The sequence below is a fragment of the Mangrovimonas xylaniphaga genome, assembly GCF_001280435.1.
In the GTDB taxonomy this organism is placed as follows: domain Bacteria; phylum Bacteroidota; class Bacteroidia; order Flavobacteriales; family Flavobacteriaceae; genus Mangrovimonas_A; species Mangrovimonas_A xylaniphaga.
In genome coordinates, this window is record NZ_LBIP01000013.1 from 1,566,171 (window position 1) to 1,584,110 (window position 17,940).

Here is a 17,940-nt window from a genome sequence, read left to right on the forward strand (position 1 = left end):
TTGTTGTGTGGATGTGGAATGCTGTGGTGTAATTATCTAATGAAGCTATTAGTACTTACCTCGCTTTTTAGCGTTCTTAAATTCCTTGACCATTTTTCCGAATGCTTTGTCCTTTTTGCGTTTTTCTGCAACTGTGGCTTCAAAATGTTCCTTTTCCCGTTCCATTTTTAGGTAGTTCTCGTAGGACATGGCATCGATTTCACCTTTATCCACAGCTGAAATGACGGCGCAACCTTTTTCGGTGGTGTGGGTGCAATCTTTAAACTTGCACTGTTTAGCTAGTTCCAAAATGGTTTCAAAAGTGAGCTCCAAACCTTCGGTAACATCGGTAATGCCTACTTCCCGCATGCCGGGGTTGTCTATAATGATGCCCCCGTTGTCAAGAACTTGCAGTTCCCGGTGTGTGGTAACGTGGCGCCCACGGCTGGTATGCTTGCTGATGGCATTGGTTTTCATCAATTCTTGGCCAGAAAGTGTATTTAATAGCGTCGACTTTCCAACGCCCGAAGACCCCAACAAACAATAAGTTTTCCCTTTTTCTATAAGGGCTTTTACGGCATCAATCCCTTGTTGGGAGGTGTTGCTTATGGCAATAACAGGAACATTTGGCAGTCTTTTGACAATGCTTTCCAATAGTTCCGAAAGAATATCTTCTGATACCAAGTCAATTTTGTTCAGAATGATCACTGGATCTACTTTTGAGTCATTGCAAATGGTCAAGTACCTTTCAATTCGGTTGATACTGAAATCTCTGTCGGCCGCCTGTACAATAAAGGCAGTGTCTATATTGGTAGCAATGATTTGTGCGTCCCCTTTTTTGCCTACTGCTTGCCTCTGCAAAATAGAGGATCTAGGGAATACGGCATGGATAAGGACCTTATCGGTATCATAGTCGGAAATGGCGACCCAGTCTCCAACCGCAGGAAAATCGGCTCTACTTTGGGCCGTATACCTTAAGTTGCCCAATATTTCGCCTTCATAGTCTTGCTCTGCCGTTTTCACGATATAGCGCTCCTTGTGCTCGGCAATTACCCGTCCTACTTCAAAGCTGTCAAGGCCATGTTGTATGCGATAGGTTTCCAAGTTGGGATTGTATCCTAAATCTTCAAGTGTCATTTTTTAAGAGCGTTGAAATTGCGTGAAATGGTCTGTAGTTTTGCTTAAGTTGTTAAGCACTTATTCCAACTACTAAAGATAATTAATTCTAGCTGTTTTTCTTGAGGATTTCATGGAAAGTTCAAGCAGTTAGGGTTTTTCAAAACATGGGAAATTTAGGATAGCTATAATTGAAGGTTAGAGTTTCTCTTTTACTGTTATTGTTAATTTTAATCTTTAGTGTTAAGTCTGTTGGATATTGTATTTGTGGTTGTGCGAAGAAAATAGAAAAACCAACTTACCAAGCCGACCATTTTAGAGCCGTCTTCGATAATATATGGATTGATATAAGGAATTTGTAAAATGTCCAATCCTACTGATAATCCAAAAAAGAATAATGCCATAACCAGCAGTATGTAATCTGTTTTTAATATGGTGGGTAGGAATATTACAAGATAGGAAATAATCAGTCCTACATAAATGGAATATATTATCAATTCAGGGACCCCGAAATAAGGAAATACGGACTCGTGTAACAGAAAGGCATCATCAAACCCTAAAAGTAATGTGACCAGTCCCGAAACAAAAAGGAATTGACAAGTTCTGTAATTTCTGTGGCCTTTAGGAATTACAAGGGCGCAAAAAAAACAGATTGCCGCAGAAGTGGCCCAAAAGAATATGCCTATTTGAGAAAAGAATCCTGTGTAGAATGGGGCGCCTGCTGCTGAAATGGGGTCTCTAGTGAGTGTGCCAATGGGGATTTCTTTCCACAGGTTTAACAGTATTACGAGACCAATAAGCATTGTTGAAATGGTCATTATAAGAGTAATTGCCAATATATTTGATTTGAGAAGTGTGAGTTGTAATTTTGGGAATTCCATGGTTGTCTTATTAGTGATGAAAATCGTCTAAGCAGAAATAACTCTCTAATAGTTTAGTGATTATGCTAAAGTTTGGTAAGAGGTAATTCTGTTAGTTTTTCGTAGAGTTGATTAAATGATTTAATATGTCAGATGTCTCATATATTTAGATTATTAATAGACTTATGTTAGAGCTTAATTGCAAAATCTAGTAAGCTGTTATTTGCGATTTGATGCTGGCTTTATACCATAAATATTTTTGTTTATAGTGGTTTTTAGCACAAATGCAGCCCATTTTTTGGTCTGCTTGAGTACTTGAAATTTTGTATAGGGAGAGAATCAAGTAGGTAGGAAATTTTAATCTATAATTTGGAGGCAGTTCTACTTCAACATTTTTTTGGGTAGGTACATCCACTAAATGACAGGTTGCATTACAATCCTTCAGGGAACAGCTTGCAAAATGGCTTAGCTTTCTATAAACACTAGCAAAGATTCCAAAGGGAATTAGTGCCATGACATATCATCAATTGGTTGGTTAATGTTAAGGTATTGTTTTTTTTTCTAATTTCAATATGTTAACCTATTTATTTGTAGTATATTATATGTTTTTCTGTAGAAATACCTACAAATAGGTATTTGGATTCAGTAATATGTTGCTTGGTAAAGGTTATTTTTTGAGTGGTCGGGTTTGTGTCCCTAAAATCAAAGTAATTATTAGCCAGTATTATTTAAAGTTGCTCTTTTTTGGCATTTATTTGTTTTTGTTCTACTACTTTTTTACTGTACGACTTTACCTATTCCTTTCTCAGCCACCCCAAAGCATGACTGTCCTGTATTTGCCATTTGTTGTTTTGGTGGGTAAGTTGAAAGGTCTCCCTAGAGGAGCCCAATGGCCCTGGGTTTTGTTGGATGATTTCCACGCTGTTTTCTTTGACTTTTGAAATGATGGCCACGTGTCCATAGGGGTTATAAAGGGTAGCGTCAAACACCAAAAGGTCGTCCGTTTTAGGTTTCGTGATGCTAGAATTGCTGTACTGTATTAAGTTACGGCGTTTATTTTTCTGTCCGTCTTGAAGCGATTTGTTAAAGAAATCCTTGGCATGTCCATAACTGTCTGGCATTTTATGGTGGAGGTGTTGGTAGTAATACCGTTTTACAAATTCAACACATTGGTATTTTAATCCTAGGTTGTAGCCGTCCTTTGTAACATTTCTGCCATTCACATTGCCTACCTTGCCGTTATAAAACACCACCACATGGTTAAGGCTGTCTATAGGTTGGCCTACCTCATACCGATTGGTGAACACAGCTTTATTAAAGGACCATGTGCCCAAAATTACAGCCACTGCCAATACTGTTATTTTATAGAATCTTTTTTTGGAAATCAATGTTTCTGGTTTGTTGGTAGGCTTCCGGGTGATTGCATGAAAGATTATGAGCATCCTGTTTTGGGATGCCCACAATTCGTTCTGCATTGCATAAAAGTTTTATAAGTTACACTTCCACCACCCCAAAATAGTCACTCAGTGATGCTGTTTGGGTATTGGTATCCATAAAGGCGGCCCATACGTGCCATTGCATCCCTTCGCTAACATCGGGGAGCGACATGCTGAACTGTTGCGCGCTTCTAGGGGTATCGGTAAGCTGCCAAAAGTAATTCTGTGTTTGGGGGCTGTACAATACCATGATCAAATTATCACTGGGGTGAGCCATAGCCTTGCTGCTGTTGTCTGCCCACTGCAGTTGCAGTTGCCCAGGAGAGGGCTGCTGTAGGTTGGCTACTTCCAGGCCTCTTAAGGGGCCCATAGCAATAAGCGCCTTGGCATATTGAATTTTAAAGCTGTCGCCCTGTGGCAGCAGTGCCTCGCGCAAATGGTAGGACATGGCTAGGTTATAGCCTGTTTTTGATAGACCTGAGGCGTCAAATGTGTGGTTAATGAGTTGTTTCAACGGACTTAAAAACGTAGAAACGGTTTTAAACTTGTCGCGTTGTTGCTGTTGAGCTGGGGTGGGGTGGTGGTTGGTGTTCGCAGGAATGGTGCGTAACACGTTGATGCCTTTCCAGGAAGTGCCCACCAAAGGACCTAATTTTCCTGAAATGCCTCCCATAATCCCGTTGGGAAGTTGTGCCATGATGCAAAGTTAGTTAAAGGGTTGTTATTGGGCTTTTAAATTATTGTATTTCTGTGAGTTATGCAAAATATTGTGAGAATTTTTTTTGATTTTGTCTTACTTTCTTCTGCTTATCTAGGGGTTTTGTTCGACAATTCTTCGTGTTTTCCCCGTAAAATGGGGCATTTCTATTTATAAAATCACCTCTCTAAAATCTATAACTTACCGTGCCTTTAGTGAAAAATGGGATGCCTGGTGTAAAATGAATTTCCTCAACCGGTGCGGCTTCATCAAACAAGCGGCTTTCGGTGGCAAACTGGGTTTCGTTCCAGTCTACATTAAACAGATTTTCAATGATAAGGCCCACCTGTATTTTGCCAAAGGTATAGCTTAGGGACGCATCCGTGACTACATAGCCTTCGGCGACAATGGAGTTGTCCTCGTTGGCAGGACGGTCCTTAAGGTAGCGCAGATTGATACCCCCTGAGAACTGTTTGTAGTTGTTTATGGAGAGTCCCGCTGTAAGGGTAGTGCTAGGCGCCAAGGGGATATAGTCGGCGTTGTTGGGAGCATCCAAACTTAGGGCATGGGTAAAAGTGGCATCGCTGTTCAAGTAGAGCCAATCGCTCAGTTGATAGCGCAGCCCCAAATCGAGGCCGTAGCGTTGGGTTTTGCCGCTGGGCTCTACAATGCCGGCATCGCCTACATATACAAATTCCTGTTGCAGGTACAGATACCACAGGGCACTGTGCACCACCATTTTCGACCATGGTTTCCATATGGTGCCTACATCTACGCCATAGGCCTTTGGCAAAATTTCTTTGCCTTCCTGCTGGACCGCCACACGGGCATCGTTGGAATGAAATCCAACCCCCGACTTAACAAACCATTGCAGACGCTCGTTGGCGGTATAGAATACATTGAATTTCGGGCTTAATATGGCTTTGGTTTCGTCCAAGGTGGCATAGGAGTCGGCTAGGGCGTCTACATTCATAAAGTTGAAATAGTCCAACCGAAGGGCGGGTACTAATTTAAAATTTCCTAGTGATAGTTCGGCATTGGCAAAGGCATAGAGCTGCGTTTGATTGATATCGCCCAATTGGATGCGCTGTAACACGTCCTTTCTGTTTTTGGTGTGCGTAAGTTCGTTTTGGTTGCTTATATCGTATCGCAGTCCTGCGCCTCCATTTAACTTTAGGTCCATATTGCGCCACTGGGTATTATGGTTTATTTGGGCATTGAAGCCCAAAATATCCCTGGTTTCGGCTTGCTTGATTTGGTCGCCATTTATGGGGTCTTCCAAGAAGAAGGTGAAATTGGAATACAGCTCAAAGGTGTAGCGGCTATAAAACACATTGGCGCTTAGCTTGGTGTCTTGGTCCAGAATGCCCTTGTACTGTACATTTACATTACTTCTGCTGGTGGTGCCGCCTTCGGTATCGTCTATAGCACCGAAGCGATCAATGATCCCTTGGTCTACGGCTCTCTGCGGAATTTGGCCAGAGGCATCCCATCGACTCGTGAAGCGGGACACACCTAGGCTGATGTTATTGCCGTCTCTAAGGTTGGCGGTGTATTTTCCCAAAGCATTGAGGCGGTTAAAGTTTTGGGGCGAATGGAACGGGCCATCGGTGGCCAGGTATTCTATGGCCATATAGGCTTGATCCCTGCTCTCTTGCGAGGTCAATTTGAACATGCCCAAGGTACGCACCGTGTTGAATTGTCCATAGGTAAGATTAATGGAACTCTGTTCTAGATCGTCCTTGGTGCTAAAGGCCACATAGCCCGCCGTGGCAAAGTCGCCACGTTCGGCATAATAAGGGCCTTTGCCAAAATCGATGGTTTCCAAGGTTTCGGGAATCATAAAATGCAGGTCGCTATAACCTTGACCATGGGCGTGGGATACCATGTTGATGGGTATGCCATCCACGGACAGGTTAATATCGGTGCCATGGTCGATATCGAAGCCCCTTAAAAAGATCTGTTCGGCTTTGCCGCCGCCTGCATGTTGCCCAATAAACAGACCGGGCACTTTACGTAATATTTCCTGAGAGGAATTCACCGGACTGGTTTCAATATCGATTTGGCTAATATGGTGCATTGGGTCGATGTCCTTGGTAATGATCAGTTCGTCTAATGAGAGCAGTTTGGATTCCATCGTGATGTTAAGGCCTTCTTGAAATGCTTCAGGCGTGACGGTCGTGGCCACGGTTTTAAAGCCTAAAAGGTTGGCAGTGATAGAATCCCCTGCATGGGTGTGTTCCAAACTAAAACGTCCGTCCATAGCGGTGTGTGCATGAATCTTGGACGTGTGGTTATACACATACACGTTTTCCAAGGGTTGCTGGTTGGTATCGGTAATGCTACCCTGTAGGGTCTGGGCATAATTGGTCCCAACAGTGAGCATGATAAGTACCCCTATTAATTTTTTCATCAATAATCGTTTAAAAAGTTAGGCATGGGAGACCCCATGTTTTAAATGAAATGCATAGCCATATAGGCCCAATATTTGGACAGCCGGCTATTTTGAAAAAACTAAGAAGCTTTTGGAGGAGGAAGGTTTATGGGTAAGTAGATGGCATAATAGTGTGCACTAAACCTCCAATTGGTTTTCCTTGGAATGAGAATGTTCTGCTTGTGAAACCTATAAATGTGAGGTAAAATGTGTTTATCGAATTGCAGCAGTGTTGTATGTTGTTCTTGTTGATTGGTGTTGCCTTCGGCAGATGAAAAAAAGGAAGCCAAAAGCCTTATGTAGCCATGTTTGTGCTGATGGACAGAGTGGGCAGAATGCTCGTGATCCGAAACATGGACATGTGAATGTTCATGATGCCCACTGCTGACCATAAAATGATGGTTGTGTTTATTGAAGTGTTCTTGGCGCTCTTTTAATGCTGTTTCCACACTATGGGAGAGGGTATGGACCATGGTTAAGGCCTCCTTGTGTATGGGAACAAAAAGGTAGAGCAGCAGCACGGCCACTAAAGCGGTTTGAAGTATTAAATTCCGGAATCCTTTCAACATTACAACAGTAATAGTCTTTCAATAATCCAAATATAGGAAGGGGTATAGGGCAGTTTCAAGCGCTTCATGATTTCTTAATCTATTGACAACAATGGCTTATTCTTTGATAGTTTTAGGCCTTAACCAAAGAATCCTACCACTCGCTCTATGGTCCAAAATGCAGCAATGCTTCCAATGGCATAGGCCGGAATGTTTTTCACAGCCAAAGGCCAGTCTTTCTTTAGGGACAAAAGCCTTAAAACCCCTAATACAGCAAGTACAAATGCCAACTGTCCCAATTCTACACCTACATTAAAAAAGGCCAATGCCAAAGGAATTTCAGATTGTGGCAGACCTACTTCCGTTAGGGCACCTGCAAAGCCAAACCCGTGGAGCAAGCCAAAACTAAAGGCCACCAGCCATGGCTTTTGAGCTGTTAAGGTGGGTTTGCCTTGATGGATTTTGGTCATTTCAAGCGCTAAAAACACAATGCTCAATGCAATGATGGCTTCCACTGGTGGGCCAGGAAGGTTGGCAAGACCCAATACGGCCATACTTAAAGTAATACTATGTGCCAAGGTAAAGGCGGTAATGGTGGTCACCAATTTTTTAAAGCCTTTGGTAATGATGATAAGCGCCAGAACGAACAAGAGGTGGTCAATGCCAAACCAAATGTGTTCTACGCCCAATACCGTGTAAGTCTGTACTACCTGCCATTTGCTACTACTACCAGGTAAAAGGGCTATGGGTGCGTCTGGATGCAACATCAGGGAGACCTTTTCGCCATTGAGGTAGGTAATGTTTACCAAAACGTCTACCATGGTTTTGTTGAGGTTGACAATTTCAATATGGCTACCCTCCAAAGGACGGTTGCCACTTAGGGTGTAGTTGTGTATCATGGCACCGCTTACGGGTCTGGGGATTCCGGCTTCATTAAGTTGAAAGCCATCCTCGAAGCGAGGGTATATCTTTAATGACATAACTCCCATGGCGGGTACTTTCCACAATATTTGGTACTGGTTGTCACTTTGCTGTACAATCTGTAAATAGGCGGGTCTGATCTCGTGGGCTCCAATAGGGATGGTCAACAATAGCGCAAGCGTCAATAGAATATAGCGTAGGGAGCGTTTCATGGTTGTTGGTTTTGGGCCAGTTCGTCTGTAATTGCTTTTTCAAGGTTGTCTGCTGTAATGCGCACCTTGTAATTGTCCTTGAGCGCTTTAAGGATGGCTGCTTGGCTTTCCTGCTCCATTTGGTATTCGTAATCGCGTTGTACCTTGTCCTTTACGTCTGCAAAGTTTGGAATGCTTGGCGGTGTTCGGGATTCAATAAAAACCAAATGTATCCCATAGCCAGACACGACGGGGCCTGTCCACTGCCCTTTAGGCAAGGTTTCTAACTGCTGCGAAAACTGTTCTCCAAACTCGCGGTTCAGGTAAAAGGCATCGGTGTCTTGGAGGGCATAATCCAAAAGAAATGGATCTCCTTTTTCGCGCATGCCCTGAGTGCCTATAGCACCATATTCCTTTAATACGGCTTTGGCCTTGTCATAAGGATTGACATGATTGTCTGCCGTGAACAGGATTTGGTATAGGGTGTAACGATATGGGGTTGCAAAATCTTTTTTATGGTCTTCAAAATAGGCTTTCAGGTTGTCTTCGGAAGCAGGTGCCACCAAACCGGAAAGGTCTTGCCCAAGAAATTCCATCTTTTGGGATAACCTGCGTTTTACAATCTCGTCGTTATGGTCTAGGTTCATCCTAAGGGCTTCCCGGTACAAGACTTCTTGGTTCACATATTTGTCGATAAGGCCCTGTAACTCTTCTGAGGTTGGAGGCCGTTGCCATTGCATGCGCCAAAGCTCTGCCATATGTTCCACATCAGCATTGTCAACAATGATGTCCTGTTCGGTATCGCTTTTGTTTACTTGACTATACAACACAAATAGTAGGCCGCCCAAAAGGAAAAAGTGGATCAAGGGTTCTTTAAGTAGTTGTTTCATGTAAAATTAATTAGGGTTATACCAGATTGGGCTACTCCAGGCGCGTTCTTGGATACTGATTGGCAAATCCTCTCTGGGTGCTCTTCCAAGTGTCTTGGCGTCATAAGTACTCCATCTAGGGGTTGGTATTTGAATGACTCTTGCGTAATAAACGGCATATTGTGAGGCATCAAATTCAGGGTCGGTCCAAACAGCCATTAACTCAACGTCTCCAATATCGTTGGTATAGGATGCCTCAGCAGCATTTACGGTGTTTCCTACGGCTGCTATTTTGCCGTTGGCATCTGGTTTTCTATCATCAGACAAAGCTACATTATAGATTTTTTCATGTTGTTCACCTTTGGCATCTACCCAACCTTTAATGATTTGAATTCTATCAAGGTTGGCGCCATCTACTTCTTTCATGGCATGTATGATAAATACGGGAGCTTTACCGTTGGATGTTCCTAAATCGCCTCCCATTGGTACGCCACCGCTATAGGCAGCTTCAATCCAATTGGTTCCAGATAGGATATTTTCGGGATACTCATAACCTCCAAAGAACCTAACTTTAAGGCGAGGTCCAGAAGTAGCAAAGGTTTCCTTGCGTAAAATCGCTTCAAAAATGTCTTCCCGTGTATTCGATTTTGCCCATACACCTGCGAGACCAGCACTACCAAATTTTCTAACCTGATTCGCTGACTTTTCATCAACCCCTGGAGGACCATCTAACCTATGTTTAGGGTTGTTCTCAAAACCAAATTTTCCGTGATAGTTGTCTTCTTCAATGGGTGAATAGGAATTGTGAGTGTCAGAATCCCCTATAAAACCATACTTAAATGGGCTTCCCTTACCTTCCATGTCATACTTAAGTGAGCGAATAAGTGCTTCTCTCACATAGCCACCACGTTTGTGTTTTGGTTCTTTTGCTCCAGCGGCCAAGGTGTAATCCCAGATTTCGAAACCGGCAAATTCATCATTTGGTGAGAGCGACGGGTGGGTTTCGGAAGATCCCTTTATTTGTATCATTTCCAAAACGGGCTCGTTACGCATGCGGGTTGCAGAGTAATCCTTGTTTATGGTGCTTCCTCCATAAGTTGTTTCAAGGGGAAACATTAGACCGTCACTGGCATTACCGTTGTGAGGCACTGCAAGTAGTGGATGGCCTTGATTTCTTTGATTATCCATCCATTTCCAAAGGTCTTCGGGAACATCAGAATCTACGGCAGAAAAGGCCAGAGCGGGTACCTGTTTAGAATCTTTAAACAGTACAACACGGTGCAGGTTCCGCCAATCGGGGGCAGCGGTCCACTCAAAGGCAGGGAACGTTGTGAATTTTCCTGGTTTATAGTGTTTATCTGCTATGTCTACAAGTTCTTTCCAAGCATTAGCAGCAAAAGTAGAGTCACCTAAAATGGGGTCTTTTTTTCTATAGGTATAAATGCCGTCCGAAATTTTCCCATAAGCGGCAAAGGAAGCCGCAGGGTCAACACCAGTGATATCGGCCGCTAAGGGGTGTTTGCTCATCATACTGTTTTTATCGGCCATTTTTGGTAAAGCCCCTAGGTATTCCGCATGATCTGAGACGGCATACCAGTCTAGTGGTTTTTTTATTTGTAATGGAGTACCGTCGCCGCCACCGGGAATACTTTCTCCTTGTGCCCAACGATAGGCATCATCTGGCCCGGTTACGGAACCATTTATATAGCCATCAAAAGACCAGCTAGTGTGTACATGGAGATTTCCAAAATACACCTCTTTAAACGGATGTTCTTTGATGGAGGCTTCTGTTAAAGTAGAATCAATTCTTTGAATTACAGTTTGATCGCTACTGCTTTTGGGGTCATTCTTGCATCCTGCAAAGAACATGATGGTTAAGGAAGCTGTTAAAAAGATGGACTTTTTCATGACGTTATTGTAATTAATTTAAATCTTTGCTGGTATTTATTTTGGGTTGTACCAAATTGGGGAGCTATAGATGCGTTCCTGAATGGTTGCAGGATGATTTGTTTCTTTAACATCAATACCTAGTTCAATAGCATCGTATAAAGAATATCTAGGCGTTGGAATTTCCAGAACCCTCACATAATAAAAGGCACTTTGGCTAGGGTTAAAATCTGGATCTTTCCAAAATACTTTTAGCTCGGTATCTCCAATGGAATTGGTGTATTTTCCTGTTTTAAGGTCAACAGTGTTGCCTACTTTTTGCTTACCGTTTGTTCTGCCGTCGGATAAGGCGACATCATATATTTTTTCTTCAGGAGTGCCATCTGCTTTTAACCAACCTTTAACCACTTGAATTCTATCAAGATTGGCCCCGTCAGGGTCTTTTAAAGCGGATATCAAAAATCCAGGAGCTGCACCATTGGCAGTTTTATTTAAATCGCCACCCATTGGTACCCCTTTGCCATAGCCTGTTTTTACCATATCTGCATTTAGATCGTTTTCGGCAAAATTATAGCCGCCAAACACACGTAAGGTGATACGTGGCCCTGTGGTAGCATAGACTTCTTTACGTTGGAAGGCATCCACAATGCTCTGGCGCGTGTTGCTTTCGGCCCAAACGCCTACCCATCCTGCAGCGCCCATATCCCAACCTTTGGAAGACCCAATGCCTGTAGGGTGAGCACGTTTTTTTGGTTCGGAATCATGTTGTCCTTTACCTGCAAAGTTGGTTTCTTCAATGGCAGACATGCCTGTATGGGAATCGGAGCTACCCACAAATCCAATTTTATAAGGATTGGCTCCAATTTTCTTTTCAAGTTCCAATCCAGTCATCAAGCCAGAGCGTACATAATCTGCTTTGGTTGGAGCTGGTCGGGTACCATCTGGGGTTAAGGCAAAATCATAGGTTTCAAAATCGGCAAACTCATCATTGGGCGACAACGCCGGGTGGGTTTCAGAGTCTCCCTTAATTTGGGTAATCTCTACAGAACGTTCCCATTTCATTCGGGCATCGGCGTAGGCTTTATCTACAGGCTTGCCATTCAAACGAGTTTCGGGAAACATAAGTCCCAAACTAATATTTGGGTTGTGGGGGATGGCTACAAATTCAGCGCCTGTTCGTTTACTTGTGGTCTCCAACCAGGCCCAAAGATCTTCAGGGTTGTCACTATCCAGGGCACTATAAGGTATAAACTGTTTGGCAACGTTGCCTCCCTGAGGCATAAAAACAACTCTGTGTAGGTTGGCGCCACTATTATTGGAAGACCATTCCCAACCTATGAGCGTGGTGAATTTTCCAGGATTGTTGTGTTTTTCAGCGGTTTCTATATAACGTGTCCAGGCTTCTTTAACTTTGTCGCCACCAAAGTCGTTGATCAAATCTTTAGCTCCCAGATTGGCATCGTTCGGTTGGTCGAAGGCGGCATAATTTAGGATATCATATATTTTTTGCATGTTCTCTTCCGATTTGTTTGGCGCGATTGCTAAAAAGGCCTTTCCAGTTTTAGTATTTGAAATGCCAGGGGTGTTTTCATACATTAAGGGTATGGAACCAATCATTTCAGCATGGTCGGCCACCACAAGAAAATCCAAAGGTTTGGATAGTTGCCAGGGCTTGCCAGTGGTAGGGCTTGTGACTTTTTCCCCTTTGGCAAAACGATAGGCAATTTCTGGGGTTGAATTAGGAGTTCCGAATAAGAAGACATCAAAAGAGTTGCCGGTGTGGTTATGGGTGTCTCCCCAATACACATTTTTTAGAGCATTGGAAGGTACCTTAGTGGTCATGGTGGTTTCCTCAGGGGAAGAATTAAGAGCAATGGTTGTTTCTTTAGGAGTATCCTTGCAGCCCACCATTAGGAGTAAGCTAAGAAACGGTAATAGCAGTAGTCTCATAATACCTGTGTGTTTACATTATTTAAAGATGAAACGTAGGTAGCTTAGGATTTATAGAGGGAACTACTAAGGTAGTATTTTTCTTTGAAAAAATATGATAACTATTTAAAAAATAGAAGTTTAACTGTTGTTTATGGGTTGTACCAAATAGGCGAAGTGTAAGCGCGTTCCTGTATGGTTCGCGGTACATCGTCTGTCATGGTAAGGTTGTAGTTCTTCATGTCGAAGGTGGTCCAACGGGGGGTTGGAATTTCAATAACCCTTACATAATAGAAGGCCTTTAAGGTTGGATCGAAATCGGGGTCTTGCCAAAAGGTCTTCAATTCGGTAGCGCCAATAGTATTTTCCCAAGACGCATTTTTCACGTCTACGGTATTGCCTACAGGAGGTAAGTTGCCTTTGGGATCTAAGCTGCGCTTATCGGCATCGCCCCAAACTACATTGTAGACTTTTTCGTGGGTATTGCCACTGGCATCCAGCCAGCCTTTCACTACTTGAATGCGGTCTAGATTTCCGCTGGTTGGGTCTTTAACAGCATGGATCAAGAAGGTAGGTGCCTTGCCCTCTGGGGCTGTTTTAAGGTCGCCCCCCATAGGCACGCCTTTGTCGTAACCAATTTGTACGCTGTTGGCATCGGCAATATCGGCATCGGTATAGTTGAAGCCTCCAAAAAAGCGCACGGTCATTCTAGGGCCGGTTGAGGCATAAGTCTCCTTGCGTTTCATGGCATCCCATAGGGCTTCTCTTGTGTTGGATATAGCCCAAACACCTGTATATCCCGAAGCGCCCAACTGCCACCCGCGAACAAATCCGGAAGGGAAATCTAAAGCTTTTTCAGACCAACGTTCAGCACTGGGTTCAGAGGAAGCATATTTTCCCCAATAATTGTTTTCTTCGGCTGTGGTAAGCGCCGTATGGGAATCGGTACCACTTACAAAACCATACTTAAATGGGTTCACCCCAAGTTCACTTTCCAGTTTTAAACCATCTTTTAAGGCCTTTCTAGCGTATTCGGTTTGTAGCATGTCCTTGGTTTTAGGCACCATCACAAGATTCCCTTTGTCCCAAAGTTCAAAATTGGCAAACTCGTCGTTTGGCGATAAAATGGGGTGGGTTTCACTGGTTCCTTTTCCTTGAGTGATTTCGTAAAGGACTTCATATTTATTGCGAAGCGTGGCCAATTCCTTGGTCAATGGAGAGCCGTCAAATGCCGTGTTTTTAAACATCAGTCCATTGGAGAGGTTCCCGTTGTGAGGAATGGCCAATAGGGAGCCGCCAGTCTTGGCTTCAAAATTTGCCATCCATTTCCAGAGGTCTTCTGGGTTCTCCGAGTCGAAGGTGGTCATTGGACTCATTTGTCTGGCAATGTCTCCACCGTCGCGGTAAATCACGTTACGGTGCAGGTTGTTACCGCCCCCAAAGTTGGAAGTCCATTCATAGGCAATAAACGCGGTGAATTTTCCAGGGTCATTAAACTTCTCAACAATGTCGATATTTTTTAACCATATGGATTTGGCAAATTCCGGATCTGTAAATACCGGCGGTAGATTGTTGTTGGATTGGCGGTTGATAAGGTCCATCATTACGGCAGCGGCCTTTTCGCCGCCAGCTTCCATATCTTCATGGTATTGGGCTACAATGGGGTCGTCCATGACTTCTGCATCACCATTGATAACAGACATGATTACTCCAGCGCCGTCGGAGTGGTCTGTAACGGCCAACCAGTCTAATGGGCGTTTTAACTTGGCTTTTTGTTTGGTAGCACTAATCACTTCTTCGCCACGGGCAAAGCGCAACGCTTCCTCAGGACCTAGGCGGGTTCCTGCAGCACCGGCATCGGCAGACCAAGCAGTGTGCAAGTGCTGGTCTCCCCAGTATACATTTTTTAAAGGATTGGTTGGTATGCTTGGTGTCATTACTTCTTTTTCGGCAGGGGTATTGTCGGTTGTGGTGTCTTCTTTTGGAGTGTCTTTGCAGCCCATCATTAGGAGAAGACTAAGAAACGGTAATAGCAGTAGTCTCATAATACCTGTATTTACATTATTTAAAGATGAAACGTAGGTAGCTTAAGATTTACGGAGGGAACTACTAAGGTAGCGTTTTTCTTTGGAAATGAATAGGGTAACTATTTAAAAAATAGAAGTTTACCTATTTGTTAGTTCCATGGGCCGTATTTGCCCACGTGGTAAAAGGAAGTGTTGTTTTCTTTGGTTTGGTCCTCACTAAAACGGAAGAGACCTTTCCAACCGCCCAGCCAAAATCTGACTTAATTGCCTGGTATAATTAAATTGGTAGTTGGAAATTTTTGGTAAAATTCATATTTCGAAGTTGAGAAAACACAAAAGCGTTATGCAGGAACAGGTTAGGGACTGTGCTACATAACGCTTGCATCATGGTAGATACATAATATGTTTATTGCCTAGAATCGGCTTTTAATATTTTATCGATCGCTTTATTAATGTCTAAAGAAGCTGCTGCTTGTCTGGGAGGATAATCCTTAAAGGTCATGAGGTGGGCATTTAAGTAACCAATAGCTGGCTGGAACACCCAAGACTTGTGCATAATGAGGTGAAAGGCCGTAAGGTCATCGTATTTCTCATAAGGGTCTTTTCTTAAGTTGAACAATCGAGGCATGGTGTGGGTAATCATGTCGTCAAAATAGCGTTCCTTGGTAGCAAAGTGCATTTTCCACGGGCCCACACGCATGGCGGTAAGGCTGCTTTCGTAATAGTAGAAAAAGTAATTGCGGGCTGAGGTATCTGTTCTTCCTGCCCAATAATCCCAATTGTTAAAACCGTCGATATAAACTTTATAGTTCATGTCGCCTACCTTGTATCCACCTCTTAGTTTGGTACTGATATCTGGAGATCCTACAGCTGCCATTAAGGTTGGCAATACATCTTCATGAGCAGAAATACCATTGCGGACCAAGCCTGCAGGAATATGGTTTGGCCAGCGCACCAAAAAAGGCGCTCTCAATCCGCCTTCCCAAGTGGTCATTTTTTCACCTCTAAACATGGTAACTCCAGCGTCTGGGAAAGTACTTTGTTCAGGGCCGTTGTCGGTAGTATAGATGACGATGGTGTTGTTGTCTACGCCTAATTCTTTTAAGTAATCCAACAACTGCCCAACATGGCCGTCGTGTTCAATAAGTCCGTGACCAAAAAGATCCATGTCTGTACTGATGCCTGTTGCCAAATTTTTGGATTCCTCTTTAAGGTGGGTGTACACGTGCATTCTACTGGTGGCATGCCAAATGAAGAAGGGTTTGCCAGCATCTTTGGCACGGCGCATAAAGTCTTTGCTTTTGCTCACCAAGACCTCGTCAAAGGTTTTCATTTTTTCTGAAGTCAACTGGCCTACATCCTTAACCGTTTGTTTACCGATGACTCCAAAGCGAGGGTCTTCGGTTTTGTCGAACTTGTCGCTGGCATAGGATTCTATTACGCCTCTAGGGCCATATTTGTTGGCGAATTCTTCGGTTTTTGGATAATCGCCCTGTTCTGGTTCTTCCGATACGTTGAGGTGGTACAGGTTGCCGTAAAACTCGTCGAAACCGTGGACGGTAGGCAAGTGTTCATTACGGTCGCCCAAGTGGTTTTTACCAAATTGTCCTGTCATATAGCCAAGTGGTTTTAAAAGTTCGGCAATGGTGGGGTCTTCAGGTTTGATTCCGAGTGGGTTTCCTGGTTGCCCTACGGTAGTCAGACCAGTTCTTACAGGTTTTTGTCCGGTAATAAAGGCTGCTCTTCCCGCAGTACAGCTGGGTTGGGAGTAGTGATCTGTAAATATGGCTCCTTCCTTAGCAATCCTGTCGATATTTGGTGTGGGATATTGCATGCCCAAGGAGTAGCAGCTAAGCGAATTGGGAGCTACGTCATCTACCATGATGACTAAAATATTAGGCTTTTCCTGGGAGAATCCCAGTAAACTTAAACTCAAGAGTAATGAAGTAACAACATGTTTCATAATAGTATCTATTGGTTATTAATAAGAGATTTTACGACCGTTAAGACTAGGGCTTGAGAAAGTTTAGTTGTAGGGGGTATCTAATTTAATAAAATATTTCTTTCAAAACATTGAATTGCAGTGAATTATATTTTTATTGTTTTGAAAACAGGTAATTTGGACATATTAAGTTTATATCCTACCAAATTTTGGTGGATCTGCCGGTGGAGCTTAGTTTGATAAGGTTTGGTTTGGGGGTGCTACCGTTGAAAGTGAGTTCTGAGGCAAACAATAGTTGGTCCTTACCCATAAAGGCTACCCAATGTGGGGTTAAAGGAGGGGCGTGCTTGTATAATGTCTGTTTATTGTCTTGGGCGTCAATTATCTCAAAACTTCGCCTTCCCCAATAGGCCATGAGCAATTGTCCTTCTTGAAAATCAACATCAAACACTTTGTTAAGGTCCAGAGGGGCATTGGTAATTTTAGGTTCTGTGATATTATTCCACTCTTGAATTATGCTTCCTGTTTGGGTTGTCAAAAAACAGGAAGTGTCTCCTAACAAAAGAATAGTGTCGTCAGGTAAAGCCCTAATGCGGTTGATGGGAGTTTCAAATTTAAAATATACAGAAGGTTGTTTGCCTTTTTGTAACGTGTAAACACTTGGGTACTTACCGAAGACCATTTGGGTGTCCGAAAGCATGAAGAACCCAGCTTCTCCAATGTGCCATTGGTCATCAAACCAATCCCAAACAACTTTCGGCTTTTGGTTTTTAATTGATTTAAGGAGACGAATTTCAAAGGTGTCGGAAGCTTGTAGGTATCGGCGTTCCAGGATGTAAATGTCCTGTCCTTTGGTATATAGTATAAAATCACTCGCCGGATATTCAGATTTTAGGAATACTTGAGGAGTACTGCCATTTTTCCAAACCATGACACAAGCGTAATGTTGCGCATCATCAATAGGATGGATATAGGACCAAAATACTTGGTTGTCCACTACAATCATATTCCCCGTTGGGTGGGCCCAAATGCTTGAATAACTCAAAAGCGCAATGGCCAACACCCAATAGGATTTTATATGTTGTAATGCATACATGTTTTTTA

At 43.2% G+C, this 17,940-nt stretch carries 14 protein-coding genes; all 14 read right to left on the reverse strand.

What is annotated here, in order from left to right:
- Positions 1-48: 48 nt before the first annotated feature.
- The 14 genes from rsgA to ZA06_RS06985 all read right to left on the reverse strand — a co-directional run bounded on the left by rsgA (position 49) and on the right by ZA06_RS06985 (position 17,932).
- Positions 49-1,116, reverse strand: coding sequence for a ribosome small subunit-dependent GTPase A (rsgA, locus tag ZA06_RS06920; protein ID WP_053976645.1), 1,068 nt, complete (start codon positions 1,114-1,116; stop codon positions 49-51).
- A gap of 209 nt (positions 1,117-1,325) precedes the next feature.
- Positions 1,326-1,913, reverse strand: a complete 588-nt coding sequence (locus ZA06_RS06925) for a hypothetical protein (protein ID WP_205625695.1) — start codon at positions 1,911-1,913, stop codon at positions 1,326-1,328.
- 250 nt (positions 1,914-2,163) lie between these two features.
- Positions 2,164-2,469: a hypothetical protein gene (locus ZA06_RS06930; protein WP_053976646.1), complete on the reverse strand. Its 306-nt coding sequence runs from the start codon at positions 2,467-2,469 to the stop codon at positions 2,164-2,166.
- A gap of 280 nt (positions 2,470-2,749) precedes the next feature.
- On the reverse strand, positions 2,750-3,430 hold the full coding sequence (locus ZA06_RS06935) for a CHAP domain-containing protein (protein ID WP_240472217.1): 681 nt from the start codon (positions 3,428-3,430) through the stop codon (positions 2,750-2,752).
- Between the two features lie 19 nt (positions 3,431-3,449).
- Positions 3,450-4,088 carry a DUF6266 family protein gene (locus tag ZA06_RS06940; protein ID WP_053976647.1) on the reverse strand — a complete coding sequence of 213 codons (639 nt, stop codon included), beginning with the start codon at positions 4,086-4,088 and terminating at the stop codon, positions 3,450-3,452.
- A gap of 187 nt (positions 4,089-4,275) precedes the next feature.
- A complete protein-coding gene (locus tag ZA06_RS06945; protein ID WP_053976648.1) occupies positions 4,276-6,501 on the reverse strand; it encodes a TonB-dependent receptor in 2,226 nt (741 codons plus the stop codon).
- 101 nt (positions 6,502-6,602) lie between these two features.
- Positions 6,603-7,091: a hypothetical protein gene (locus ZA06_RS06950; protein WP_053976649.1), complete on the reverse strand. Its 489-nt coding sequence runs from the start codon at positions 7,089-7,091 to the stop codon at positions 6,603-6,605.
- Positions 7,092-7,210: 119 nt separating this feature from the next.
- Positions 7,211-8,203 (reverse strand): HupE/UreJ family protein, encoded by a 993-nt coding sequence (locus ZA06_RS06955; RefSeq protein ID WP_053976650.1) that lies wholly within the window; start codon positions 8,201-8,203, stop codon positions 7,211-7,213.
- Positions 8,200-9,072, reverse strand: a complete 873-nt coding sequence (locus ZA06_RS06960) for a peptidyl-prolyl cis-trans isomerase (RefSeq protein ID WP_053976651.1) — start codon at positions 9,070-9,072, stop codon at positions 8,200-8,202. The genes ZA06_RS06955 and ZA06_RS06960 overlap by 4 nt, the downstream gene beginning before the upstream one ends.
- Before the next feature lie 6 nt (positions 9,073-9,078).
- Positions 9,079-10,959: a DUF3604 domain-containing protein gene (locus ZA06_RS06965; RefSeq protein ID WP_053976652.1), complete on the reverse strand. Its 1,881-nt coding sequence runs from the start codon at positions 10,957-10,959 to the stop codon at positions 9,079-9,081.
- A 36-nt stretch (positions 10,960-10,995) separates the two neighbouring features.
- Positions 10,996-12,888, reverse strand: a complete 1,893-nt coding sequence (locus tag ZA06_RS06970; RefSeq protein ID WP_053976653.1) for a DUF3604 domain-containing protein — start codon at positions 12,886-12,888, stop codon at positions 10,996-10,998.
- Between the two features lie 131 nt (positions 12,889-13,019).
- A complete protein-coding gene (locus tag ZA06_RS06975) occupies positions 13,020-14,912 on the reverse strand; it encodes a DUF3604 domain-containing protein (protein ID WP_157503135.1) in 1,893 nt (630 codons plus the stop codon).
- Between the two features lie 388 nt (positions 14,913-15,300).
- On the reverse strand, positions 15,301-16,857 hold the full coding sequence (locus ZA06_RS06980) for an arylsulfatase (RefSeq protein ID WP_053976655.1): 1,557 nt from the start codon (positions 16,855-16,857) through the stop codon (positions 15,301-15,303).
- Positions 16,858-17,035: 178 nt separating this feature from the next.
- Positions 17,036-17,932 (reverse strand): hypothetical protein, encoded by an 897-nt coding sequence (locus tag ZA06_RS06985; protein WP_053976656.1) that lies wholly within the window; start codon positions 17,930-17,932, stop codon positions 17,036-17,038.
- Between the last annotated feature and the right edge of the window lie 8 nt (positions 17,933-17,940).